Source organism: Petrotoga mexicana DSM 14811 (assembly GCF_002895565.1).
GTDB classification, from domain to species: Bacteria; Thermotogota; Thermotogae; order Petrotogales; family Petrotogaceae; genus Petrotoga; species Petrotoga mexicana.
Genome location: NZ_AZRN01000033.1, coordinates 53710 through 78202, shown reverse-complemented (window position 1 = coordinate 78202; position 24493 = coordinate 53710). Strand labels below are relative to the sequence as shown.

The following is a 24493-nucleotide window of genomic DNA, read 5'->3' as shown; positions in this document are numbered from 1 at the left end:
AAATCCCTTCTTAAAAAGTAATTACGAAGGAAGGCAGAAAAAAGAAAAATGGGAGGAAAATACGTCTTTGGAAGAAGTTGGTGGGGCAAAAAATGGGTAGAGGCCTTGGAAAATATCGACAGGGACACTAATAGGTTGCCCCGCGGTAGAAGCTACGCAAAAAAAGGGGCGGTTTTGGAGATTAAAATTCAAAAAAACTCTGTAATATCAGCAAGGGTTCAAGGTACGAGACCGAATCCCTATAGAGAAAAGATAGCTTTACCGGTTTTTACGGAAGAAGAGAAAGAAAAAATTAAAAAGGTACTAAATGAAAGGTTAGACCTTTCTGCTATGTTAATTGGTGGGAACCTTCCCGAAGAACTTTTAGATATTACCAAAGATATGGGAATAAAGCTGTTTCCACAAAGTTGGAATGAGATAGAGGCACATTGTTCATGTCCTGATTGGGCAAATCCTTGCAAACATTTGGCAGCCGTTTACTATATAGTAGCCGATGAGATAGACAAAGACCCTTTTTTGATCTTCGAAATGCACGGCATGAAAAAGAAAGATTTGATAGAAATCGCTAAAGAGACAGAAAAAATTTCTGATTCTATCTTTACAGATAAAAAGGAAGAACCTACCAAACCGATAGAACAACCGGATCCCTCGTATGAAAAATATGAGATAGAGAAGGTTATAAACCTACTACCTGATGAAGCCTATTTTTACGATGGGAAAAACTTTAAAAACCTTCTTTTGAAGATGTACAATCTGTTATCGAAAGCTATAAACGAAGAAGATGAAAGTATAGATGAAGAGTTTAACCCATATTTCAAAGAGACAGATATTAAATTTATTTATTCTCCCATTACTCCCAATATTATTTTAGAAGGTGAACCGTTAGAAGAATTAGAATGTAAAAAAGAAAATGGTCACTATACGGTGCATTACGAAGATTTATTTGATTTATTTGAATTGATACCTCTTATGGAAACCGATGAGGACAGTGAAGCATCACTATTTTTAAAAAGATTGGTTTCTTTCGTATACAAGCTTATCGATATGAAGGCATTTATCCCTACTCCACAAAAGATTAACGAAGAAGACTTCGTTATCGATTACTCACCTGTTTATTTTAACGATTATGTGAAGGATTACGTTAATTATTTGAGTTCTATCGTTCCAGTGGATCTAGTAATCAACGAAAAAGGTCAATACATGAAAAGGGAAAAAATCGTTGAATACCTTGTATCCCAGTACATCAAATATCTTATAAAAAAGTATTACAAAACAGAAGTGAAGAATAAAATAACCGATGTGTTCTTTGAATCCAAGGTATACACCGCCCAAAAGTTTGAAGAAAAAAGAACCTACGAAAGTATAAAAAACTATCTTGAACCTTTACTTTTGAGGCAAAGTAAGTATCAATTGGTTATTAGTATAGAGGATATGGGAGAGTTGTTTTTCAACCTATCACTCGATATCTACCGAAAAGATGAGCCTTTTGATACTTACCAAGATATAAAAACTTTCTTTGAAAGCCAAGAAGATGGAAAGTCAGAGGTCTTGAAAGAGATAGTAACCATTGCAAAATACGCGGAATTCTTTGGTGAGTTTTTAAAGAAGAAAAGTTCTAAAATAATGGTCAATACGGAACAGTTATCGGAAATAATGATAAATGCAATGCCCATATTGAAACTCCTGAACGTTGAAATACTAGCTCCAAAAGGACTTCAAAAGGTTTCAAGACCAAAACTCGTTTTAAAAGCAAACTCTACAGGCAGTCACTTATCCTTTTTATCTTTGTCCAAGCTCATACGATTCAATTACAGTGTACTTATAGGAGATTCAGAAATTTCACTCGAAGAGTTCGAAAAGTTGGCAAAAAAATCAAAGGGGATAGTTAAGATAAAAGAAAATTATGTGTTTTTAGGTGCCAACGAGTTTGAAGCTATCATGGAAAAGGTCAAGAATATAAACTTAACCTCGGACTTTGAAACGTTGAAAGTTATACTTTCACAAGAGATGAATGGTCTTCCCGTGATATTGGATAACAACCTGCAAAAGTTTTTAGAAGAGTTGAGAAAAGTTTCTCCAGTAAGGTTGCCAAAAAATCTTAATGCGGAGTTAAGGCATTATCAGAAAACTGGATTCAGATGGTTGTACACGAATTTGGAAAAAGGTTTCAACGTTTGTATAGCAGATGATATGGGGTTGGGTAAGACGGTCCAAGTTATTTCTGTAATTCTCAAAATGAAAGAAGAAAAATCGTTAGAAAATCCGGTTTTAGTGGTTTGTCCAACGACACTTGTTGGGAATTGGTACAAAGAATGTAAAAAATTTGCACCTACTTTGAATGTAAGCATTTACCATGGAAGTGATAGGAAGTTTGAGGATAATTCTGATGTAATTATAACGACATACAGTGTTGTGAGAAATGACGTTGAATTTCTAACGAAAAAAGAATTTTCAATGGTTGTTATAGACGAAGCACAAAACATAAAAAATTCAGATACACAACAAACCAAAGCGGTAAAAGCCCTCCGCGCTCCAAAGAAGATCGCAATGACAGGAACCCCCATAGAAAACAGATTAACCGAATTATGGAGCTTATACGATTTCCTTATGTCTGGATATTTGGGTGGAAAGAATCGTTTTATAGAAACCTTCGCAAAACCTATTGAAAAATACGGGGATACAACGGCAACCAAAAGATTACAAAGTTTGATAAACCCGTTTTTGATAAGAAGAATTAAAACTGATAAAAATATCATTAAAGACCTTCCAGAAAAGTTCACATACGACGAATATGTATACTTAAAACCATCACAAATTGCACTTTACAAAGAAGTTGTTGAACACGTAGAAGAAGAGTTGGAAAAGATGGAAGCTGACGGCATACAAAGAAAAGGATTAATACTTAAAATGTTGACATCGCTCAAACAAATCTGCAATCATCCTGTTAACTACACTAAAAAAGGAGTTCCTTTACCAGATGATTCTGGTAAAACAGAAAAATTATTGGATCTACTTCAAAATATTGTAGACAACAACGAAAAAGTAGTACTTTTCACCCAATACAAAGAGATGGGAGATATATTAACGAAGATACTTACAGATAACATTAAGATAGAACCTCTATTTTTTCATGGAGGGCTCAACAGAAAAAAGAGAGACGAAATGATAAACGACTTTCAAACAAAGCATAGATATCCGATTATGATCCTGTCTTTAAAAGCTGGGGGCACGGGATTAAATTTAACAGCTGCAAACCACGTTATACATTATGACCTTTGGTGGAATCCGGCAGTGGAAAGTCAGGCAACAGATAGAACTTTCAGGATTGGTCAAACAAAAGACGTGATAGTTCACAGATTCATCACCTTAGAAACATTTGAAGAGAAAATAAACGAGATGCTAGAAAAAAAGAAAGAGTTATCTGAAAATATCATAAAAACTGGAGAAAGTTGGATAACTGAGTTATCCAACCAGGAGATAAAGAACTTATTTAAATTGGGTAATTAAGGTTTAAAAATCTTTTCTTATTAATTCCATAAAGGAGATGGAAAAGTGAAAAGTAAAAAACTACCTTTGAAAACTAAGTTGTTTTATGCGTCGGGGGATATTTTTGGTGGCGGTGCTTTCAATATAATAAATTTTTTCTACGCTATTTTCCTTACCGATGTGATTGGTCTGAAGATGCAGTATATTGCTCCCATTCTTTTGATTGGTAAGATTTGGGATGCCGTTACAGATCCTTTGATGGGATTCATCACAGATAATACAAGAACTAGGTTTGGCAGAAGAAGACCTTACTTGTTGGCAGGAACCTTTTTGATCTTTATATCTTTTTTCATTCTGTGGTATCCGGCAAGCTTTCCTAATCAATTGGGGAAATTCATTTACGCACTAATTGCATACATAGCTTTTACAACCGTTTATACAATGGTGATGACTCCTTACACTGCTTTAGGAGCAGAACTAACCTTAGATTACCATGAAAGAACATCTTTAAATTCCTATAGACTTGCCTTTTCATTGGCGGCGGGGCTGGTTTGTGCAGTGCTTCCAATGTTAATTGTGAATGCTTTTTCTGATATCAGAACAGGTTATATAATGATGGCAATAACCTTTGGCTTGATCTTTTCAATTCCATGGATAGGTGTTTTTCTATTCACCAAGGAAAGAAAAGAATTCTCTAAAGAAAAAAGTACCTTCAACTTTTTCAATATGTTTTTTGAACCTTTTAAAATCAAGAGCTTTCGGCTCCTTATAGCCATGTATCTTTTTGCATATTTATCAATAGATGTGGTTTCAACTATCTTTGCCTATTATACTAAGTATTATATTGGAAATGAAGGCCTACTTCCCATAGCGTTAGGTGCTCTTTTCATAACCGAAATTGTTTTTATCCCATTTTATGCCTTTATTGCTAAAAAGACATCCAAAAATATCTCATATATTTTAGGTGCATTAGTATGGTGTGTTGCGGGATTCATTCTTTTTACGTTGCCTCCTGATGTAACTATGTTCCACATAATTTTAATGGCGGCAACAATAGGTGCGGGAGTTTCAGGGGTTGCAGTTATGCCTCATACTATATTTGGGGATGTAACCGATGTTGCTGAATTAAAATTCGGTAAAAGAGAAGAGGGTACTTTGAGTGGTTTGATGACGTTTGTGAGGAAAGTGGCATCTGGCTTGGCAGTTGCAGGGGTTACCTTTTCATTGGGGCTATCAGGATTTGTTAACCCAATAAACGGTGTAGAACAACCTCAACCTGAGAGTTTTTTGTTTGCATTGAGATTTATAATCTCTTTCGTCCCAATAATTTTATTGGTTTTAGGAATAATTGCGGCTGCTAGATATCCTTTAAATCCTCGAAGACATGAAAAATTAAGAGAATATCTAGAGGCAAAAAGAGAGAATGAAACAATAAAAGAAGAATTAGAAAAAGAAATAATTGAATTAAAAAAAGAATTGATTTAAGTAAAAAAGTTATAGCCATTTTTTATAAATTATAAAAAGAAAGAAAAACTAAGTATTTAGTAGATAAATGTCTCTAATCAGAGATAAATGACTGTAATTGGTTGTAAATGGTTATAATTGACATTGACAATAAAAAAATATTAATATATAATTAATTCAAAAGTTTCTAAATCATGTAATTTGTAAAATAATGAAACATTGAAATTAGGCTTAAGACTTAAAGTTAATAAAAGTGATAAGGTGGAGAAGAAGAGAAAACCTTAATAAATATTGGTATGTCGAAGAGTGGGTAACCACTCTTCGAGGAGAAGCAGTATTTATTAAGGTTTTTTTTTGAAGTGAAAATGTTAAGTAAAAGTAAGGAATATTGAAATTATTTTCTTTGCGCGTAAAGAAAAGTTTCAATAAAGCAGAAAGTATGATGTTTTAACGGAATTAGTATCATTAACTGTTTCACTATTGATAATGCTTCCTAAAGCAAGTTTTAAATGAAAATAAAATTCACTTTAAAATTTTCAGAGTGAGCAAGATAAAATAAATAATTTAAGGGGGTAATAAAGATGAAGAAAAAACTGATTAACGATCCAGAAAATGTAGTAGTAGAAATGATTGAAGGAATAGTTAAGGCGAAACCTTCAAAACTAAGAAAACTTGATAATTACAATGTAGTAGTTAGAAAGGATGCTCCATTAGATAAAGTTGCACTTGTTAGCGGTGGTGGTAGTGGACATGAACCCGCTCATGCAGGCTATGTGGGTGAAGGAATGCTAGATGCAGCTGTAGCAGGAGATGTATTTACTTCTCCAACACCAGATGCAATATTTGAAGCAATCAAGACTGTAAATGGTGGTAAAGGAGTTTTGCTAATTGTTAAAAACTATACGGGTGATGTAATGAATTTTGAAATGGCTGAGGATATGGCTGTAGCAGAAGGAATCGAAGTTGCACATGTAGTTGTAAATGATGACGTAGCGGTTGAAGATAGTTTGTACACAACGGGGCGTAGAGGTGTAGCTGGTACAATATTCGTTCATAAGATTGCTGGAGCTAAAGCTGCTGCCGGTGCCGAGCTTTCTGAAGTTAAAAAAGCTGCAGAAAAAGTTATCTCCAATGTCAGAACTAAGGGAATGGCTTTATATCCATGTAGAGTTCCTTCTGCCGAAGAACCCACTTTTAAACTAGAGGAAGATGAAATGGAGCTAGGAATTGGGATTCATGGAGAACCTGGTACACAAAGAACGAAGGTTAAAAAGGCAGATGAAATAGTAGACGATTTATTAGGTAGTATATTGTCTGACATAAATTTTGAAAACGGTGATGAAGTTGCGTTAATGGTCAACGGTATGGGCGGAACTCCTTTAATGGAGTTATTTATTGCAAATAGACGTGCCCACCAAGTTTTAGAAAATAGAGGTATCAAAGTTTATAAAAACTTCGTTGATGAGTTTATGACATCGTTGGAAATGGCAGGAATGTCAATAACACTGTTAAAACTTGACCAAGAATTAAAAGAATTATTAGATGCTCCCACTGATATAAATTTGATGAAATGAACCTTATAAACAATTGAGAAAAAATCTTGTAAAAATTGAATAAGTTATCAATAAAGATTACAAAAAGATGTTTATTTTTTTAATTTATAGATGAAAGGAGTAGAGATGTTGTTTGGAGATCCAGTCTCTAAAAATGCCTATCAGGAGAAGATGAAATTATTAAAGACCATGATAAATTTTAGATATGGAGGACTATCTAATGTCAGAAAAAATTAAGGTCACTTCAGAAAAAATTAAAGATATATTTATAAAAATTGCAGATGTACTCATAGAAAATAAAAATTATTTAACCGAATTAGATGCTGCAATTGGCGATGCAGATCATGGTATAAATATGGCTCGTGGCTTCAAAAAGGTAAAAGAAAAAATCGAGGATGATAGTTTCAAAAATAATAGTGACTTAGTTAAAACTGTTGCAATGACTTTAATATCAACTGTAGGTGGTGCCTCTGGGCCATTATATGGAACTGCTTTTTTAAATATTAGCAAGATTATTCCTGATTCAGATTTTGATATTGATTCTTTCATAAAGATTGGTGAGACCGTAATAGAAGGTATTCAAAAACTAGGAAAAGCTCAGCGAGGAGAAAAAACTATGTTAGATACCATTATTCCGGCAGTGAATGCTCTTCGTGAAAGTAAAGTAAAAGGTTTATCTTTAGAAAGAGCTCTTGAAGAATGTAAAAAAGCTGCTGAAGAAGGAATGAAGGCAACTATTCCTTTGTTGGCTACTAAGGGGCGTGCTAGTTATCTAGGTGAAAGGAGTAAAGGGCATCAAGATCCCGGAGCAACTTCGAGCTATTTAATTATAAAAGTAATCGTTGATGAATTAATTTCTGAAATGGAGTGAAAAGATGGTTAGTATTTTGATTGTTTCTCATAGTAAAGAAATAGCAGCAGGTACCAAAAAATTAGCCGAGCAGATGAAACAAGGTGATGTTGAAATATTGGCAGTTGGTGGTACTAAAGAAGGAGAAATAGGTACAGACCCTGATGCAATTTATTCATCATTAAAAAAAATAAATAAAGAAGATGGTGTGATTGTTCTAGCTGATTTAGGTAGTGCCGTAATGAATATAAATATGATAATAGATAGATTTGATGAAGATATTAAGAAAAAAATAATATTAGCAGACGCTCCAATAGTAGAAGGAGCAGTGTTTGCTACAGTAGAAGCAAGTGTTGGGGAAAAACTTTCCAACATAGTATCTTCAATTGAATCGCCGAATGTTATTAAAAAGAAACAATAGAATTTATATTTAAATTTCTATTAACCATAAGGTAAATTTTTTAGAGTTTATAATAATAGTGAAAAAGGAATGATTTAATTTGGTTGAAGAAAAAAAAGTAGTGATCAAAAATAAAATTGGGTTGCATGCACGACCTGCTGCGCAGCTTGTGCAAAAAGCATCTAAATTTAAATCAAATATAGAAATAAGTTTTAATGGGAAGAAAGTGAGTGCAAAAAGCATAATTGGAGTTATGAGTTTGGGTGTTACCCAAGGAAATGAAATAATTTTGAGAGCTGATGGTGAAGATGCTGAAGAAGCTATCAAAGAAATAGAAAAATTTATTATTGTTGAAATGCCTAAAGAGGATAAAGAGGTGGCAAACTAAATGAAAATGAAAGGAATTGCAGCCTCTCCTGGTATCGTTATTGGTAAAGTTTTAATTCTTAATAAAGAAAAAAGTGATGTCAAGATAGAGACAATATCTAAAGATAGAATAAAGGACGAAATTGAAAAACTTCATAACGCAGTAGAGAAAGCAAAAAAAGAAATAAAAATAATAAAGGATAATATTGGGAAGGAAATTGGCGAGGAGAGAGCTAAAATTTTTGATGCACATATAATGATGCTGAATGATCCTGAGTTAATATCTGCATTTGAAAGTAAAATTAGGGAAGGTAAATGTTCAGCTCCTGCTGCTGTAAAGCAAGTTATTGAACAATATGCAGAGATGTTTGATAATATGGAAGACGAATATCTCAAAATGCGTGGAGCTGATATAAAAGATATAGGAAAAAGGGTAATAAATATACTTCTAGGTAATAAGGAACTCCCTGACGCATTAGATAAGGAAGTTATAATAGTTGCAGAAGAGTTAAGCCCATCTTCAATTGCACAGTTAGATACCAAAAAAGTTCTTGCTTTTGTAACTAAAGATGGATCAAGGACCTCCCATGCTTCTATAATAGCCAGATCTCTGGGCATACCTGCTGTTGTTGGTTTGGGTGAAGTGCTTTTAGATAAAGTTCAAAATAATTCTCTTTTGATTGTTGATGGAAATAGTGGTGAAGTTTATTTAAATCCAGATAAAGACATATTGGAAATATATAAACAAAAAATTATTGAATATAAAACCGAACTCGAAAGATTAGCTGTTTATAGTAATAAAAAGGCTAAGACTAAAGATGGAATAGCCATAGAAGTGGTTGGAAACATAGGTGATATTGATGATTTAGAGGCTGTGCTGGTAAATGGTGGGGAAGGGATTGGTTTATTTAGAACTGAGTTTTTGTACATGAATAGAGCAGAAATTCCTTCTGAAGAGGAACAATTTGAAGTATATAAAAAAGTAGCTGAAAAGATGGAGAAAAATCGTGTGGTCATAAGAACACTAGACATTGGTGCTGATAAGGAAGTTCCTTATTTGGATCTACCTAAGGAAATGAATCCGTTTTTAGGTTATAGAGGAATTAGGTTATGTCTTGATAAAACTGATATTTTTAAGTCGCAGTTAAGGGCGATACTTCGTGCAAGTAAATTCGGGAATCTAAGTGTAATGTTTCCAATGATTTCCTCTCTAGACGAAGTTAAGCAAGCTAAAAACATTTTTAATGAAGTTAAAATGGAATTGGATAATGAAAGTTTGGAATATAATGAGAATATAGAAATTGGTATAATGGTTGAAACACCTGCAGCTGTTATGATAGCAGATAACTTGGCAGAAGAAGTAGATTTTTTCAGCATTGGTACTAATGATTTAATTCAATATACACTGGCAGTTGATAGGACAAATAAGAAAATAGCGGATCTTTATTCAGCTTATCATCCCGCAATTTTAAGACTCATTAAGAAAATAATAGACGAAGGACATAAAGCAGGCATATGGGTGGGTATGTGTGGAGAAGCGGCAGGGGATGAACTTTTATTGCCATTTCTTCTTGGCGCAGGTCTAGATGAATTTAGTATGAGTGCACTTTCAATACCAAAGATCAAAGAATCTTTAGAAAAATGGAGCAAAAAAGATGCTGAAAAAGAAATGGAAAATATTCTTCAATTAAAAACTACCAGAGAAGTGAAAAATTATCTCCAAAAAGCAAAAAGATAAATTGAATTTTTTATAAAAAGAGGGGAAAACTAAGTATTTAGTAGATAAATGTCTCTAATCGATGATAAATGACTGTAATTGGTCGGAAATGGTTATAATTGACATTGACAATATAAAAACTTTAATATATAATTAATTCGAAAGTTTCTAAATTAGGAAAATTGTAAAATAATGAAACATTGAAATTAGGCTTAAGACTTAAAGTTAATAAAAGCGATAAGGTGGAGAAGAAGAGAAAACCTTAGTAAATATTGATATATTGCGGAGTGAGTAGCGGCTCGAAGCAATATATAGATATATTTATTAAGGTTTTTTTTTGAAGTGAAAATGTTAAGTAAAAGTAAGGAATATTGAAATTATTTTCTTTGCGCGTAAAGAAAAGTTTCAATGAAGTAGAAAGTATCATGTTTTAAAAAGTTAGTAGCTGTAATTGCAGTATTAGTACCTTCTGGCGCCAGACATAAGGTAAGTAGGTAAATCTAAAACTAAAATTAAAATTAAAGAGAGGTGGGTAACGATGGCAAAATATCTTGCTGAATTCTTTGGAACTATGATACTGATATTACTAGGTGATGGTGTAGTGGCAAATGTAGTATTAAAAAAATCAAAAGGCCAAGGTTCGGGATGGATTGTTATAACAACGGGTTGGGGATTTGCGGTTGCGATGGCGGTCTATATAACTGGATGGGTAAGCGGAGCTCATATTAACCCAGCAGTAACTGTTGGTTTGGCAGCAGTTGGTGAATTCCCTTGGTCCTTAGTACCAGGGTATATAATTGCCCAAATCCTAGGAGCTTTTGTTGGAGCTGTATTGGTATATCTTTCTTATAAAGAACATTTTGCTGAAACAGAAAGTGCTGACGATAAGTTAGCGGTTTTTTCGACGATGCCTAACATAAGAAAATTTGGATGGAATTTCGTCACTGAAGCAATAGGTACTGCTATGTTATTAATTGGTGTTTTAGGAATAAATAATGAGTATAATTCAACAGGCGCTTTAGGAGCTCTTCTAATTGGATTTTTGGTTTGGTCTATAGGTTTGAGTTTAGGTGGGCCTACTGGGTATGCCATTAATCCTGCTAGAGATCTTGGACCAAGGATTGCTCATGCTATTTTACCCATACCAGGGAAAAGAGACTCTGACTGGTCTTATGGTTTAGTAATTCCTATTTGGGGGCCAATAGTAGGTGGAATAATTGGTGCATGGGTTTACAAACTATTCTTAGCTGCTTGGATTTAGAAAAACAAAGCTTTCAGAATATAATGAAAGTCTTGAGAAAAGTATTATATTTTTAGTATGTTAGAGTTTTTAAAGAACGTATAAACAAATAATATGTGAGGAGGGTTATTAATGGAAAAGTATATTTTATCAATCGATCAAGGTACTACAAGTTCTCGGGCAATAATTTTTGATCACGATGGGAATGTTGTTAGTGTAGCACAGCAAGAGTTTATGCAGTATTATCCTAAACCCGGATGGGTAGAGCATGATCCCAATGAAATTTGGGCAACTACGATGGGAGTTATAGCAGATGCTATGGCCCGAGGGAATATTAACCGTAGTCAGATCAGTGCGATCGGTATAACTAATCAAAGAGAGACAACTGTCATTTGGGATGCAGAAACAGGGAAACCTGTTCACAATGCGATCGTTTGGCAAGATAGAAGGACTTCAAAAATCTGTGATAATTTGAAAGAGAAAGGTTTAGAAGAAACAATCAAACATAAGACAGGTCTCATGGTAGATGCTTATTTTTCTGGAACCAAAATTAAATGGATTTTGGACAACGTTGAAGGAGCCAGAGAAAAAGCAGAAGCTGGAAAACTCAGATTTGGAACTATAGATACGTGGTTAATCTGGAAGTTGACAAACGGAAAAGTTCACGTTACTGATTATACCAACGCATCAAGAACAATGATATACAATATTTTCACACTTAAATGGGATGAAGATCTCCTTAAAGAGTTAAATATTCCTTCTTCCCTTTTGCCAGAGGTAAAGCCATCGAGTCAAATATATGGTAATACCGATGCAGATGTATTTGGCGCTGAAGTACCCATTGCTGGAATAGCAGGGGATCAGCAAGCTGCTACGTTTGGTCAAGTTTGCTACGATAAAGGTATGGCAAAAAATACATACGGAACTGGTTGTTTCATGTTAATGAACACTGGGGAAGATCCTATTGAATCTAAGCATGGTTTATTAACCACAATAGCTTACGGAATTAACGGGAAGGTTAACTATGCCTTGGAAGGATCCATTTTTGTTACGGGAGCTGCTGTTCAATGGCTTAGAGATGAATTAAAAATAGTTGATAGCGCCGCAGATACAGAATATTATGCAACTAAAGTAAAAGATAACGGTGGTGTCTATGTGGTACCCGCATTCGTAGGACTAGGAGCACCTTATTGGGATATGTATGCAAGGGGTACCATCGTTGGATTAACAAGAGGATCATCAAAGGCACACATTGTTAGAGCTACTTTGGAATCTATAGCATATCAAACAAGAGATGTTCTTGAAGCGATGGAGGCTGATTCGGGTATAAAACTTAAGACTCTGCGTGTAGATGGTGGTGCCGCATTAAATAATTTTTTGATGCAGTTCCAGTCGGATATTCTTGGAGTAGAGGTAGAAAGGCCAGTAGTTAATGAGACGACGGCTCTAGGAGCAGCATATTTAGCAGGTTTAGCTGTAGGATTTTGGAATGGTCAGGAAGAATTATTAAGAAAATGGAAACGGGATGCCCTTTTTACTCCTAAAATGGCGGATGGTGAAAGAGAAAGATTGTACGCAGGTTGGAAGAGAGCCGTTGAAAGGGCAAAAAATTGGATTGAAGAAAAATAATCCAATAGTGATAACTCTGTTAACTTTTATTTGATTTAAATATGTTAAAATATTTGGAAAGTAAAAGTTAATAATAAAATGGTGGAGAATAAGAGAAAACCATATCCTAAAGCGAAATTATTTCGTAAAGGGTATGGTTTTTTTATAAAATTAGGAGGTTGGTAAAAATTGATAGCGGTTATAGGTGCTGGAATAGTAGGAAGTTTAATCGCAAGGGAAATTAACAAATATATAGAAGATGTTTACATATTTGAAGCAAAAAATCGAATAGCCGCAGGAGTTACAAAAGGAAATTCTGCTATAATCCACGGTGGCTATGATGATGAACCGGGAAGTGTGAGAGCAGAATTCTGTTATAGGGGTAATAAACTATACGATGAGATATCACAAGAACTTTCTGTAGAAGTGAAAAGAGTTGGATCACATGTTGTTGCATTAAACGAAGATGATTTAAAAGTAATCGATGAGCTGGAAAAAAAAGCAATTCAAAACGGCGTAAAGGAATATGAGATTTTAGATAAGGCAGAACTATTAGAAATGGAACCAAATTTAAATAAAAGTGCTTTAAGATCCTTATATTGTCCTATTGCTGCTATAACTGAACCTTGGGAAGCAGTCATTCAGGCTGCAAAATCGGTAGAGATTAACGGAGGAAAAGTTTTAAAAAATAAGAAACTTGTTGAAGTGAAAAAGAAAGATAACAAATTTGAATTGTTCTTCGAAGATGGGAGCAGTTATATAGCTGATTTAGTTATTAACGCTGCAGGATTATATGCAGATGAAGTAGCAAAGCTTTTTGGAGATGAAATTCCTTATATTTTTCCAAGAAAAGGCGAATATATTCTTTTAGGTAAAGATGTGAAATACGTAAATTCTGTTATTTTTCCTACACCTTCTAAAATAACAAAAGGTTGCTTGGTTATGCCAACGGTAGATGGAGGTTATTTAGCTGGTCCTACTGCTCAAAATATAAAATCAAAGCAAGATCTTTCTACGACTCAAGAAGGGCTTTTAGAAGTCAAAGAAAAATCTTTGAGATTGGTTCCAACTTTAGATTTTTCAAGGAACGTAGTGAAAACATTTGCCGGTCTAAGACCTGAAACAAAGGAAAAGGATTTTTATATCGATGTAGGTGGAGGAAATGTGATACATGTTTCTGGCATAAGATCACCTGGATTAACCGCTGCACCTGCGATTGCTAAATACGTTGTAGAATATCTTATTCAAGAAAAGTTGCATATTAATTTAGAAAAAAGGAAAAATTACATCAATCATATTGAAAAAGTCCCACATTTAGTAGAAGAGGATTATGAGCATTGGAAAAGAGTCATTCAAGAAGATCCAGATGCCGGAGAAATGATCTGCTATTGTAACAAAATAACAAAAAAGGAGATTAAAGAGGCTATAAAAAATGGCGCACGAACTCTAGATGATGTTAAATTTGCCACAAGAGCTTCCTTTGGAGAATGTCAAGGAAGTTTTTGCATACCAAAGATATTAAAAATAATCTCCGAAGAGACAGGGTTAAGACCAGAAGAAGTACTCCAAAATGAAAAAGGTTCGTGGATAATAAATTCCGAGGTGAGAGCGATATGAAATACGAAACAGATGTTGTTGTATTAGGTGGTGGTGGAGGAGGAATGGCCGCTGCTAAGGCTGCAGATAAAAATGGTGCAAACGTTATTCTTATAGAAAGGGAAGAAGAAAACGGTGGAGTTTTAAATCAATGTATTCACAATGGTTTTGGGATACATTATTATAGAAAAGATTTAACCGGCCCAGAATTCAAAGAAACGCTTCAAGAAGAATTAGCCAATACGAATATAAAAATATTGAACAGTGCCTTTGTGTTGAATGTGAATAAAGATAAACAATTGACTTTTGTGAATCATAAAGGGATACACGAGATAAAAACAAAGGCTTTAGTTATGGCAACAGGGGCAAGAGAAAGACATTTTAATTCACTTGCGGTTCCGGGTGATAGGGTTGCTGGTATTTTTACCGCAGGAGTAGCTCAAAAATACATCAACCTTCAAAATCTCAAGCCAGCCAATAGCGCCTTAATAGTTGGTTCAGGAGATATTGGATTGATAATGGCTCGCCGGCTTCATTTAGAGGGAATAGAAGTAAAAGGTGTTGTAGAAATTTTGCCATACCCAGGTGGGTTGGAAAGAAACGTTCAACAGTGTCTAAGAGATTATAATATTCCATTGTATCTTTCTCATACCGTCACAAGAGTCGAAGGAAATAAGAGATTGAGTAAAGTTTACGTATCTCAAGTTGATGAAAATAGGCAAGTTATTCCAAACACGGAAAAGGTATTTAACGTGGATGCCCTCATAACATCCGTTGGCCTTATACCTTTAACAGACCCTGTAAAATTTGTTGAAACTGGTCCTGGATTTATCACATCTAATACTAATCAAACTTCTGAAGATTGGATCTTTGCAGCTGGGAACTGTACAGTTGTATTTGACTTAGTGGATTATGTTTCAAGAGAAGGGGAAAAAGCCGGTAAATATGCTGCTCTTTATTCACAAAATCAATACTTTCCAGAGCAAAAGGTAAAAGTTAAAAAAGGTAAAAATATAAATATATTGCATCCAATGTATATAGATCCCAACGAAAGGACAAAGTTGTACCTTAGAGTTTCAAAAACTTTCAAAAGAGTGGAAGTTACAGTAGAACCTCTTGGAATTAAGATGATAGAAGAAGAAGCTAGACCTTCTGAAATGATTGAAATTTCCATAAAACCATTTAAGGATAAGAATTTGAAAGAAATAGAGGTGAGTGCACGTGAACTCGGTTGAATACAAAAAGAAGAAAATAGTGTGTACGAATTGCCCTTTGGGATGTAAAATAAACGTTGTTTATGCAGATGCGGATGAAATAGAAATTGTAGAAGTTAAGGGGAACAGATGTAAAAGAGGTTTAGAATTTGTAAAACAAGAAATCACTGATCCCTTAAGAGTGGTTGTAACAAGTGTTAAAGTAGAAGATGGAGAAATTTCGATGGCTTCGGTTCGGTCTGATAAACCTGTCCCATTGAGACTTATGCAAGATATAATGAAAATATTAAAAGAAACAAAGGTAAAAGCACCCGTTAAAAGAGGGGACGTTGTAATACAAAATATATTAGACACAGGTAGTGATATAATAGCTACTAGAAGTGTCAATAGGAAAAAATAAGAAATAAAAAGTGTCTTAAAAGGAGATAATATGAAAGGTTTATGTAATTTAATCAAGAAAAACACTATAATTCCTGCTATTAGAGATTTAAATGACTTAGATGATGCCTTAAAAACTGAATCCCCTATCATTTTTTTGCTTACGGGATCCATATTGATTTTAGAAGATGTTATGCCTATTGTAAAACAATTTAATAAAAAGTTATTTATCAATATCGATTTATTAGAAGGCATCGCTTCTGATAAAAAAGGTATCGAATATTTAGCTCGTAAACAGTTATGTGATGGAATAATATCCACAAAAAATAACGCTATAAAAACAGCAATGCAAGAAAATTTAATGGCAGTTCAAAGAGTGTTTTTGTTAGATTCTGGTTCTTTAAAATCTGTTGTAAATTTTTTGGAAAAAACTTCTCAACCTGATGCCTTTGAAATATTACCAGCGATAGCAGCACCATATTTTTTAGAAAATATAGAAACAAAAGTATGTTTGATAGCTGGTGGATTGGTAGCTAAAAAAAGCGAAACTCTAGATCTTTTTAAAAAGGGTATCCATGCTATTTCTACTAGTACTAAAGATTTATGGTAAAAAGATTATTTTAAAGTTTCTGATAAAGATGTTATATACTAAGTCTGCTCTGGGATAATTCTTTTTGAGCGGACTTATTTCTTTTAGTATTTGATGTTGCCCAATTTTATTTTAGTAGAAGCACAGTTTTTATTCCGAGTGATTCTTAACAATTATTTTTTGATTTTTTAGAAAAATAACCATGACTATTGTGGTAGAATTCCTTTTGTGTATATATTCTTTATTTTGCAAAATGCATTGTGGGAGGTTCTATGGAGATCTACAAAAGAATAATCAGAATAGCTTTCCCAATAGCGCTTCAGCAAGTTATCTTTACAAGCGTTAATTTTGTTGATACCTTAATGATCGGTCTTTTGGGAGAGGTCGCCATCGCTTCAGTTGGACTTTCAAATCAGTTTTTCTTCTTGTACAACTTAATATTGTTTGGACTAGTCTCTGGAGGAGGCATTTTCTTTGCACAGTATTGGGGGAAAAAAGATGAAGATGGTTTATCTCGTTCTGTCGCGTTAACTATCTTGTCTTCCCTTCTCTTCTCTATTCCATTCTTTTTATTGAGTTATTTTACTCCAGAGTTGGTTTTGAGATTTTTTAGCCCAGATATTGAGGTTATTAAAGCTGGAATACCTTATTTAAAGGTAATTGCTTTTAGTTACCCTTTGTTTGCAATTACAATGGTCTTTTCTTTCATGCTGAGAAGCATAGGAAAAGCTCATCTGCCTTTGATAATAACTATTATAGAATTATCTACAAATATCTTGCTAAATTATTTGCTAATCTTTGGTAAGTTTGGTTTCCCTGTTTTAGGTATAAAAGGTGCTGCGATAGGAACTTTGATTGCTAGAGCGATCGGATGTACTGCAACAGTTTTTATAGTTTACGTTGGAAAGCTCCCAGGAAGGGCTTATTTTAAACATGTTGCTGAATTGAATTCAAAATTTATGAAAAACTTCTTTCATTACGCCTTACCTACTTTGGCAAATGAATTTGCCTGGTCATTGGGATTCACTATGTATTCTGTTGTTTATGCTCATATGGGAACAGATGTCATAGCTGCTCAAAGAGTTATGTCAACTATAGAAGGGTTTGCGGTTTCTGTGACTTTTTCTATAGCTAACGCTGCATCAGTAATTATTGGAAATATATTGGGAGTATCTAAATTTGAAGAAGCCTTTGAAACCTCCAAAAAAGCCTTAAAATTGGCGGAGTTAATAAGTGTAATAGCAGCTATTGTAGGGATAGTAACTACATTTTTAGTAGTTGATGTATTCGATGTTTCAGACGAAGTTAAAAATATGGTAAAAGTCACAATAATTATTTCAATGGGGTTTCTACCGGTAAAGATCTTCAACGGTATGAACGTTGTCGGATTTTTAAGAGCCGGAGGAGACACAAGATTCTCTTTTTTGGTTGAAGCCTCTACGTTATGGTGTATAGGTGTTCCTCTAGCTGCGATTGGAGGATTGTTATTAAATTTAAGTTTTCCTACCGTTTATTTTTTAACGATGATGGAAGAGATTATAAAATCAATAATTCTTTTTTTCAGATATAGAAGTAAAAAATGGCTTAGAAACGTTTTAGAAGAGGCTTAGGTTTTAAACCTTACAGGGGGGATGTTTGTGATGGAGAGTATTATTGAAGTGAAGAATTTGAAGAAGTATTATAAGAGTATAAAAGCGGTTGACGGTGTTTCTTTTGATGTAAAAAAAGGCGAGATCGTTGCTATTTTAGGTCCAAACGGTGCTGGGAAAACAACAACACTTGAAATAATCGAAGGATTGAGAAAAAAAGACGCGGGAGAAATTTACTATTTTGGAAAAAAGATAGAAAACGTAGATTCTAATATTAAAGAAAGAATAGGCATTCAATTACAAGATACTAATTTTTTCCCAAATTTAAAGGTTTTGGAAACCCTTAAGGCATTCTCGGGGTTATACAAAAATCGTCTTGATGTAAATAAGATTTTGAAGGAGTTTAATCTTGAAGAAAAAAAGAATAGTAAAGTATCAAAACTTTCAGGTGGACAATTACAAAGATTAGCGTTAGCTACAGCGGTAATTAATGATCCTGTGTTGTTGTTTCTTGATGAGCCAACTACAGGGTTAGATCCTCAAGCAAGAAGAAGTACATGGGAAAAAATATCGGACTTAAGAAATTTAGGCAAGACCATAATACTAACTACCCATTATATGGAAGAAGCTGAATTTTTGGCTGATAGAATCTACATTTTTGATCAAGGTCGGGTAATAGCCCATGGAACACTTAAAGAGCTAATACATTCATTGAAAATGGACTCCATAATCACCTTTGAAATTAATTCTAACGGGAACTTTGATGAGATAAAAGAAGAACTTTTCAAAGATTCAAATTTTCAAGTCACCAAAAACGAAAATTTTTATACCATAGAAACAAAAGATGTAGAGAGTACTCTTGTAAGAATATTTGAGGATGCAAAAATAAAGAAATTTGATATATCGAATATTGTTATTAGAAAGCCTAACTTAGAGGACGTTTTTCTCCATTTAACCGGAAAAAGCTTAAGGGATTAGGTGAGATATTATGAAAAAAATTATAAATCTCACAAAGACATTTTTTATTGATTCTTCAAGAGAATTTGCTGTTCCCTTTTGGACTATAATATTTCCCACGTTATTTTTCATTTTATTCGTGAGTATCTTTGAAAATATTGGCACCTCAGAAAATTTAGATTTGAAGGTTGGAATATATTACGAAGAGCCTTTACAGGGAGTAATAAAAACTACATTCGATGATGTCTTTTCTCCGTCTGAATCAAATCATATCCCTTTTAAAGTAGAGGAGTATGATTCTTTCGAAAAAGGACTTCAGAACTTAAAAGATTCCGAGATAAATGTTTTTGTAGTATTCCCTGAAAACTTTAATTTGCTGAATCTGAAATTTTTGATCGAAACCATTGAGGTTCCTGATATAAAAGTTTATTATACCAACGATAGTGCTTCTATGTATGCAAAAGACATTTTTGAAGTATTTTTGAATGAAATGAATATAATGATGTATACAAGAGGGGAAGAAGTAAAATTAACGGTTAATGAAGAGATTATAGGTATAAAACAATCAGAACCGTATAGATACAGAGATTTTCTATTTCCTGCCATTATTTTGATGTCTGTTTTGACTGTAGCTGTATTTAATATGCCTTTTGATTTTTCATATTACGTTGAAAAAGGTGTTTTTAAAAGGCTAAACTCCACTCCTATAAGGGGGAATGAATACTTTTTTAGCTTTTTACTTTCACATCTCATCCTACTGTTACTTTCTTTGATCGTTTTATACATTGAGGCTTACCTTTTTGATGTTAGTCCGGATATATATAACCCAGAGTTTATAGCTTACAGTGGTTTTTCAATCCTCGTGATACTGAGTGTCGGCCTTCTTCTTTCTTCTTTGTATAAGAATATGGGATCCGCCGAAGCAATTTCTCAGGTCATATATCAAGCGACCATTTTTTTAAGTGGATTCTATTTTGAGGTGACTAATACACCTTGGTTTATAAGATGGTACGTTTATTTTAACCCTGTTACTTATTTAGTAGATGGGATGAGGAAGTTGATGACTGGTAATGTTCTTGTCCCTGTTAATATAATCGTCCCTGTTATCTGGATGGTGGCATCTATCTCAATCTTTTCAATGAGTTATAAGGGGATGGTTTATTGTGAAAAATAAACGCATATTTTCTTTAGTGAGTATATTTTATAAAGAAACCTTTAGAAATGGTTTCGAAGTGTTCTTTACTCTTCTTCTACCCGTTCTATTGATGTTTCTTTTTGGGATTATTTTTGGTACAGAGACTGACCAAAGTGTTGAGTATAAATTGGGAATCGCTGGTAACTTTGAAGAGGAAATTGTAGAAGCTCTTCCTTATCAAGTGTTAATTTTTGAAGACAAAAACTCTTTAAGCCAAGCTTTAGAAAGCGATCAAATCGATATGGGAATAATTATAGTTGAGAATAATCAAATAACCTTTGTTCAAAAAGGAACAGACATAAATAATCAGAGCAATATATTTTTAAAGTTAAAATTGGAAAGTTTTTTGAAAAAGTATTTTATAGGTATGAATGAAGATTATATAAACGTGGAATTTGTTGAAACCCCCATAGGAGAAAGTCAAGAAAATTCTTTGGATTTTATTTTGACAGGTGTTATAGGATTATCGCTTTTATCAGGTGGAATGTTTTCAATGATAAATGTATTTGGAAGATATCGAAAACTAGGCACAATTAAAAGACTTAAAGCCTCACCAATGAAACCGATAGAATTTACTTTATCGGCTTCATCCACTAAGCTTTTTTTGAATCTCATATCCATGTTTATTATAGTTTTTTTGGGTAAAATAATATTTGATTTGAGTTTGACATTCAACTGGGGACTGCTTGTTATAGTGTTTTTTACTTCATCTATAGGGATGATGGGATTTGGGATATTACTTTTATTGTTGTTCAAAGAACCTTCGGTAACGATAGAAATTGCTTCTATCCTTTATGTTGCAATGACTTTCTTTTCAGGGGTATATTTCCCTGTTGAATTTTTGCCTTCATCTGTTAGATGGGTAAGTAATATTTTACCGGTTAAGTATGTGGTGGATTTAATAAGGTACACAGGAAATATCAAACAAATTAGCTTAAACGACTTTGTAATAATTAATTTGGTTTTGTTTGTAGGAGGGCTTTTTCTATTGTTTGTCTCGTCTGAGGTTTTTTTGAAAGAAGAGAAATAATTGAAAAAAAGTTAAAAAAAACAATGAATATTAAACTCAATTTTACTTGTTGTTTTAACTTTAGACTTGACAAAAGTGTTATGAACGGTTATAATATTCAACGGTTGCAAAAAAAGATTTTTGATATATGTAACTACTAAGTGACCCGCTAGCTCAGCTGGTAGAGCATTTGACTTTTAATCAAAGGGTCCTGGGTTCGAATCCCAGGCGGGTCACCATTTTTTTATAGTTATTAGCGCGAGTGGCGGAACTGGCAGACGCGCAGGACTTAGAATCCTGTGGATTAATAATCCGTGTGGGTTCAAGTCCCACCTCGCGCACCAGCCAAATATTGCGGATATAGCTCAGCGGTAGAGCACTTGCTTGCCAAGCAAGGGGTCGTGGGTTCGAATCCCATTATCCGCTCCAATAAAAAAGTCCCCTGGTGGGGACATTTTACTTACTTGCCGTGAGGCTTTCTTCATTCTTCGTTCATGAATGGATATTTGAAATCTTTTGGTGGAACGAAATTTTCTTTAACCGCTCTGGCGGAAACCCATCTTAAAAGGTTTATAACGCTTCCAGCTTTGTCGTTTGTTCCTGAAGCTCTTGCACCACCAAACGGTTGTTGAGCCACCACAGCACCAGTAGGTTTATCGTTGATGTAGAAGTTTCCGGCAGCGTTAACGAGTACTTCCTCTGCCTTTTTAATAGCCTTTCTATCTTGAGCGAAGATCGCTCCAGTCAAACCGTAGGGTGAAGTTTCATCACATAATTTCAATACACTGTCAAACTCTTTTGCATCGTAAACGTAGATGGTTAAAACAGGGCCGAATATTTCTTCTACCATAGTTTTAAACTTTGGATTAGTCGTTAGTATTACAGTCGGCTCAATAAAATATCCAATAGAATCATCGCACTTTCCACCATAGATTATTTCTGCTTCATTACTTTCCTTTGCAAAATCTATGTAACTTTTTATCTTATCAAAAGCCTCTTTGTCAATTACAGCATTCATAAAGTTGGTGAAATTTTCTGGAGAGCCGATTTTAATTTCTTTCAAATTTTCGATCAAATTTTCTTTTACCTTCGGCCAGATGTTGTCAGGTATATAAGCTCTTGAGACAGCCGAACATTTTTGACCTTGATATTCAAATGCTCCCCTAATTAGCGCTGTTACCAGTGATTCTATTTCACTACTTTCGTGTGCAATCACAAAGTCCTTTCCACCTGTTTCTCCAACTATTCTTGGGTAAGTTTTATAATTTCTTATGTTCTTGCCGATTGTTTCCCACATATTTTGAAAAGTTGGAGCTGAACCGGTGAAATGTAATCCAGTAAAGTTAGGATCTTTAAAAACTATACTTCCAATTTTGGATCCTGAACCAGGTATGAAATTTATTACTCCATCGGGTAATCCGGCTTCTTGTAGTAATTTCATGAAGAAGTATGCAGAATATACAGCTGAAGAAGCAGGTTTCCACAAAACCGTATTTCCCATGATAGCAGGTGCCGTGGGTAGGTTTCCTGCTATAGAAGCGAAATTAAATGGAGTAACTGCGAAAACGAATCCTTCTAAAGGCCTATACTCTAATCTATTCCATACACCTTTGATAGATTTTGGTTGATCCATGTATATCTTTGTTGCATAGTATGAGTTGAATCTTAAAAAGTCTATCAATTCGCAAGCTGAATCGATTTCTGCTTGAAAAACGTTTTTGCTTTGACCGAGCATGGTTGCTGCATTTAATGTTGACCTCCAATTCGTGGATAACAGTTCAGCTGCTTTTTTGAAAATGGATAGTCTATCAACCCATGAAAATTTATCCCAAACTTTCTTTGCCTCTAAAGAACTTTCTATTGCCATTGCAATTTCTTTTTCATCAGCTTTGTGGTATTCTGCCAATACATGGCTGTGATCGTGAGGCATAACACATTTTCCAAGATCGCCTGTTCTTACTTCTTTCCCACCAATTATAAGAGGGATTTCGATTTTCTCACCTTTCAGTTCAGAAAGTTTTTCCTTTAATTCTTTCTTTTCCTTGCTCCCTGGCCCATAATTTAAAATTGGCTCGTTTTCAGGCATTTCGAAAATAGGTATCGAGTTGTTCAAAGTTGATTCCTCCTTTTTAAGTTTTATACAACTGAGGGTTCTTCAATGATTTCTCCCCTATTGAATCTTTCTAAATCTAAAATTACATTGTAAGTTAATTGATCACCTGTAACTATATCTGCCATTAGAATCCCAACGGCTGGTGCAAGCATGAAACCATGTCCACTGAATCCACAAGCTACATAGAGGCCTTCTAGCTGGTTAATCTGTGATACTATTGGTTGTCTATCTGGTGAGATGTTGTATAAGCCAGCCCATTGCCTAATGACACGAATATTTTTGAGAGGAGGCAGCAACCACGTTGCCTTTTTCGACATAGTTTCAAGGAACTCCCATGAACTTTCCATGTTGTAACTAGGGGGCTCGTTCTCAGGTCCATATCCCATGATGAAGCTTCCATTGGGTTCTTGTTGACAGTAAATATTGTAGGAGAAGGACATTAACATTGGATCCAGTACATTTTTAACAGATTCTGTGACCAATATTTCGTGTCTTTCAGAGTAAATTGGCAGATCTAATCCAGCCATTTTAACTATATTTTGTGTCCAACCTCCTGCAGCTACAACTACCTTTTTACATTCTATAAAACCTTTGTTTGTTTGTACACCTAGCGCTGTGTTGTTTTTAGTTATTATGTCTTTGACTTCGGTAAATTTGTTTATTTCCACACCTAATCTTTGTGCAGCTTCTGCGTAACCCAAAGTCACTTGAAAAGGGTTGGCATGCCCATCTTTAGCACAGTAGGCGGCTCCTACCAATTTTTCTATGTTTAAGTCGGAGACGATTTCTTTAGCTTCTTTAGGAGTTAAAAGAATAGAAGGAATATTTAAACTGTGTTGAACTACGATATTTTTTTTAAATTGTTCTAATTCTTTGTCAGAGTATGCCAGTAACAAGTAACCTTTTTGCTTTAATTCTATGTCTCTTTTTATTTGAAGAATATCTTCAAAGTGTTCAAAAATATGCATACTTTCACTTGCCAGAAGACAGTTTTGTTTGGTGCCCCATTGTTGCCTAACTCCTGCACCGCATCTACCAGTTGCTCCGCTTGAAAGATAGGATTTTTCAAGTAAAACTACATCTTTAACACCTTTTTTGGCAAGGTTATAGGCAATGGAACAACCTACGACCCCTCCTCCTATTATCACAACATTTGCTTTATTTTTCAT

The 24493-nt window shown here is 34.3% G+C and carries 19 protein-coding genes and 3 tRNA genes; 20 read left to right on the top strand and 2 right to left on the bottom strand.

What is annotated here, in order from left to right:
* Positions 1–48 precede the first annotated feature (48 nt).
* The 20 genes from X927_RS07715 to X927_RS07620 all read left to right on the top strand — a co-directional run bounded on the left by X927_RS07715 (position 49) and on the right by X927_RS07620 (position 21640).
* Positions 49–3507, top strand: a complete 3459-nt coding sequence (locus X927_RS07715) for a DEAD/DEAH box helicase (RefSeq protein WP_103077503.1) — start codon at positions 49–51, stop codon at positions 3505–3507.
* Positions 3508–3552: 45 nt separating this feature from the next.
* On the top strand, positions 3553–4971 hold the full coding sequence (locus X927_RS07710) for an MFS transporter (protein WP_103077502.1): 1419 nt from the start codon (positions 3553–3555) through the stop codon (positions 4969–4971).
* 560 nt (positions 4972–5531) lie between these two features.
* On the top strand, positions 5532–6524 hold the full coding sequence (dhaK, locus tag X927_RS07705; RefSeq protein ID WP_103077501.1) for a dihydroxyacetone kinase subunit DhaK: 993 nt from the start codon (positions 5532–5534) through the stop codon (positions 6522–6524).
* A gap of 199 nt (positions 6525–6723) precedes the next feature.
* Positions 6724–7374, top strand: a complete 651-nt coding sequence (gene dhaL, locus X927_RS07700; protein WP_103077500.1) for a dihydroxyacetone kinase subunit DhaL — start codon at positions 6724–6726, stop codon at positions 7372–7374.
* Between the two features lie 4 nt (positions 7375–7378).
* Positions 7379–7774: a dihydroxyacetone kinase phosphoryl donor subunit DhaM gene (dhaM, locus tag X927_RS07695; protein ID WP_103077499.1), complete on the top strand. Its 396-nt coding sequence runs from the start codon at positions 7379–7381 to the stop codon at positions 7772–7774.
* Positions 7775–7853: 79 nt separating this feature from the next.
* Entirely contained in the window at positions 7854–8141 is a 288-nt protein-coding gene (locus X927_RS07690; protein WP_103077498.1) for an HPr family phosphocarrier protein, read from the top strand.
* Positions 8142–8147: 6 nt separating this feature from the next.
* Positions 8148–9857, top strand: coding sequence for a phosphoenolpyruvate--protein phosphotransferase (ptsP, locus tag X927_RS07685; RefSeq protein WP_103077533.1), 1710 nt, complete (start codon positions 8148–8150; stop codon positions 9855–9857).
* Between the two features lie 517 nt (positions 9858–10374).
* Positions 10375–11097 (top strand): MIP/aquaporin family protein, encoded by a 723-nt coding sequence (locus tag X927_RS07680; RefSeq protein ID WP_103077497.1) that lies wholly within the window; start codon positions 10375–10377, stop codon positions 11095–11097.
* Positions 11098–11208: 111 nt separating this feature from the next.
* Positions 11209–12705: a glycerol kinase GlpK gene (glpK, locus tag X927_RS07675; RefSeq protein ID WP_103077496.1), complete on the top strand. Its 1497-nt coding sequence runs from the start codon at positions 11209–11211 to the stop codon at positions 12703–12705.
* A gap of 168 nt (positions 12706–12873) precedes the next feature.
* Positions 12874–14301, top strand: a complete 1428-nt coding sequence (locus tag X927_RS07670; RefSeq protein ID WP_103077495.1) for an NAD(P)/FAD-dependent oxidoreductase — start codon at positions 12874–12876, stop codon at positions 14299–14301.
* Positions 14298–15515, top strand: a complete 1218-nt coding sequence (locus tag X927_RS07665) for an NAD(P)/FAD-dependent oxidoreductase (protein WP_103077494.1) — start codon at positions 14298–14300, stop codon at positions 15513–15515. The genes X927_RS07670 and X927_RS07665 overlap by 4 nt, the downstream gene beginning before the upstream one ends.
* On the top strand, positions 15502–15894 hold the full coding sequence (locus X927_RS07660) for a DUF1667 domain-containing protein (RefSeq protein WP_103077493.1): 393 nt from the start codon (positions 15502–15504) through the stop codon (positions 15892–15894). Before X927_RS07665 ends, X927_RS07660 begins: the two co-directional genes overlap by 14 nt.
* Positions 15895–15924: 30 nt before the next feature.
* Positions 15925–16482, top strand: coding sequence for a glycerol-3-phosphate responsive antiterminator (locus tag X927_RS07655; RefSeq protein WP_103077492.1), 558 nt, complete (start codon positions 15925–15927; stop codon positions 16480–16482).
* Between the two features lie 251 nt (positions 16483–16733).
* Complete coding sequence (locus X927_RS07650) at positions 16734–18071, top strand: MATE family efflux transporter (protein WP_103077491.1); 1338 nt, start codon at positions 16734–16736, stop codon at positions 18069–18071.
* Positions 18072–18101: 30 nt separating this feature from the next.
* Positions 18102–19028: an ABC transporter ATP-binding protein gene (locus tag X927_RS07645; protein WP_103077490.1), complete on the top strand. Its 927-nt coding sequence runs from the start codon at positions 18102–18104 to the stop codon at positions 19026–19028.
* Between the two features lie 10 nt (positions 19029–19038).
* Positions 19039–20181, top strand: coding sequence for an ABC transporter permease (locus X927_RS07640; RefSeq protein WP_103077489.1), 1143 nt, complete (start codon positions 19039–19041; stop codon positions 20179–20181).
* Complete coding sequence (locus X927_RS07635; protein ID WP_103077488.1) at positions 20171–21232, top strand: ABC transporter permease; 1062 nt, start codon at positions 20171–20173, stop codon at positions 21230–21232. The genes X927_RS07640 and X927_RS07635 overlap by 11 nt, the downstream gene beginning before the upstream one ends.
* Before the next feature lie 142 nt (positions 21233–21374).
* Positions 21375–21450: transfer RNA gene (locus tag X927_RS07630), tRNA-Lys, on the top strand.
* A gap of 17 nt (positions 21451–21467) precedes the next feature.
* A tRNA-Leu gene (locus X927_RS07625) sits at positions 21468–21555 on the top strand.
* 10 nt (positions 21556–21565) lie between these two features.
* Positions 21566–21640, top strand: a tRNA-Gly gene (locus X927_RS07620).
* A 52-nt stretch (positions 21641–21692) separates the two neighbouring features.
* On the opposite strand, the gene pruA is transcribed toward X927_RS07620, so the two are convergent.
* Positions 21693–23297: an L-glutamate gamma-semialdehyde dehydrogenase gene (gene pruA / locus X927_RS07615; RefSeq protein WP_103077532.1), complete on the bottom strand. Its 1605-nt coding sequence runs from the start codon at positions 23295–23297 to the stop codon at positions 21693–21695.
* Between the two features lie 50 nt (positions 23298–23347).
* Positions 23348–24493: an NAD(P)/FAD-dependent oxidoreductase gene (locus X927_RS07610; RefSeq protein WP_103077487.1), complete on the bottom strand. Its 1146-nt coding sequence runs from the start codon at positions 24491–24493 to the stop codon at positions 23348–23350.

What these genes read in the sequence shown, in the direction of transcription:
- X927_RS07715 (WP_103077503.1), top strand. Translation starts at nt 49, where the DNA reads ATGGGAGGAAAATACGTCTTTGGAAGAAGTTGGTGGGGCAAAAAATGG.
- dhaK (WP_103077501.1), top strand. Translation starts at nt 5,532, where the DNA reads ATGAAGAAAAAACTGATTAACGATCCAGAAAATGTAGTAGTAGAAATG.
- dhaL (WP_103077500.1), top strand. Translation starts at nt 6,724, where the DNA reads ATGTCAGAAAAAATTAAGGTCACTTCAGAAAAAATTAAAGATATATTT.
- dhaM (WP_103077499.1), top strand. Translation starts at nt 7,379, where the DNA reads ATGGTTAGTATTTTGATTGTTTCTCATAGTAAAGAAATAGCAGCAGGT.
- ptsP (WP_103077533.1), top strand. Translation starts at nt 8,148, where the DNA reads ATGAAAGGAATTGCAGCCTCTCCTGGTATCGTTATTGGTAAAGTTTTA.
- X927_RS07680 (WP_103077497.1), top strand. Translation starts at nt 10,375, where the DNA reads ATGGCAAAATATCTTGCTGAATTCTTTGGAACTATGATACTGATATTA.
- glpK (WP_103077496.1), top strand. Translation starts at nt 11,209, where the DNA reads ATGGAAAAGTATATTTTATCAATCGATCAAGGTACTACAAGTTCTCGG.
- X927_RS07665 (WP_103077494.1), top strand. Translation starts at nt 14,298, where the DNA reads ATGAAATACGAAACAGATGTTGTTGTATTAGGTGGTGGTGGAGGAGGA.
- X927_RS07655 (WP_103077492.1), top strand. Translation starts at nt 15,925, where the DNA reads ATGAAAGGTTTATGTAATTTAATCAAGAAAAACACTATAATTCCTGCT.
- X927_RS07650 (WP_103077491.1), top strand. Translation starts at nt 16,734, where the DNA reads ATGGAGATCTACAAAAGAATAATCAGAATAGCTTTCCCAATAGCGCTT.
- X927_RS07645 (WP_103077490.1), top strand. Translation starts at nt 18,102, where the DNA reads ATGGAGAGTATTATTGAAGTGAAGAATTTGAAGAAGTATTATAAGAGT.
- X927_RS07640 (WP_103077489.1), top strand. Translation starts at nt 19,039, where the DNA reads ATGAAAAAAATTATAAATCTCACAAAGACATTTTTTATTGATTCTTCA.
- pruA (WP_103077532.1), bottom strand. Translation starts at nt 23,297, where the DNA reads ATGCCTGAAAACGAGCCAATTTTAAATTATGGGCCAGGGAGCAAGGAA.
- X927_RS07610 (WP_103077487.1), bottom strand. Translation starts at nt 24,493, where the DNA reads ATGAAAAATAAAGCAAATGTTGTGATAATAGGAGGAGGGGTCGTAGGT.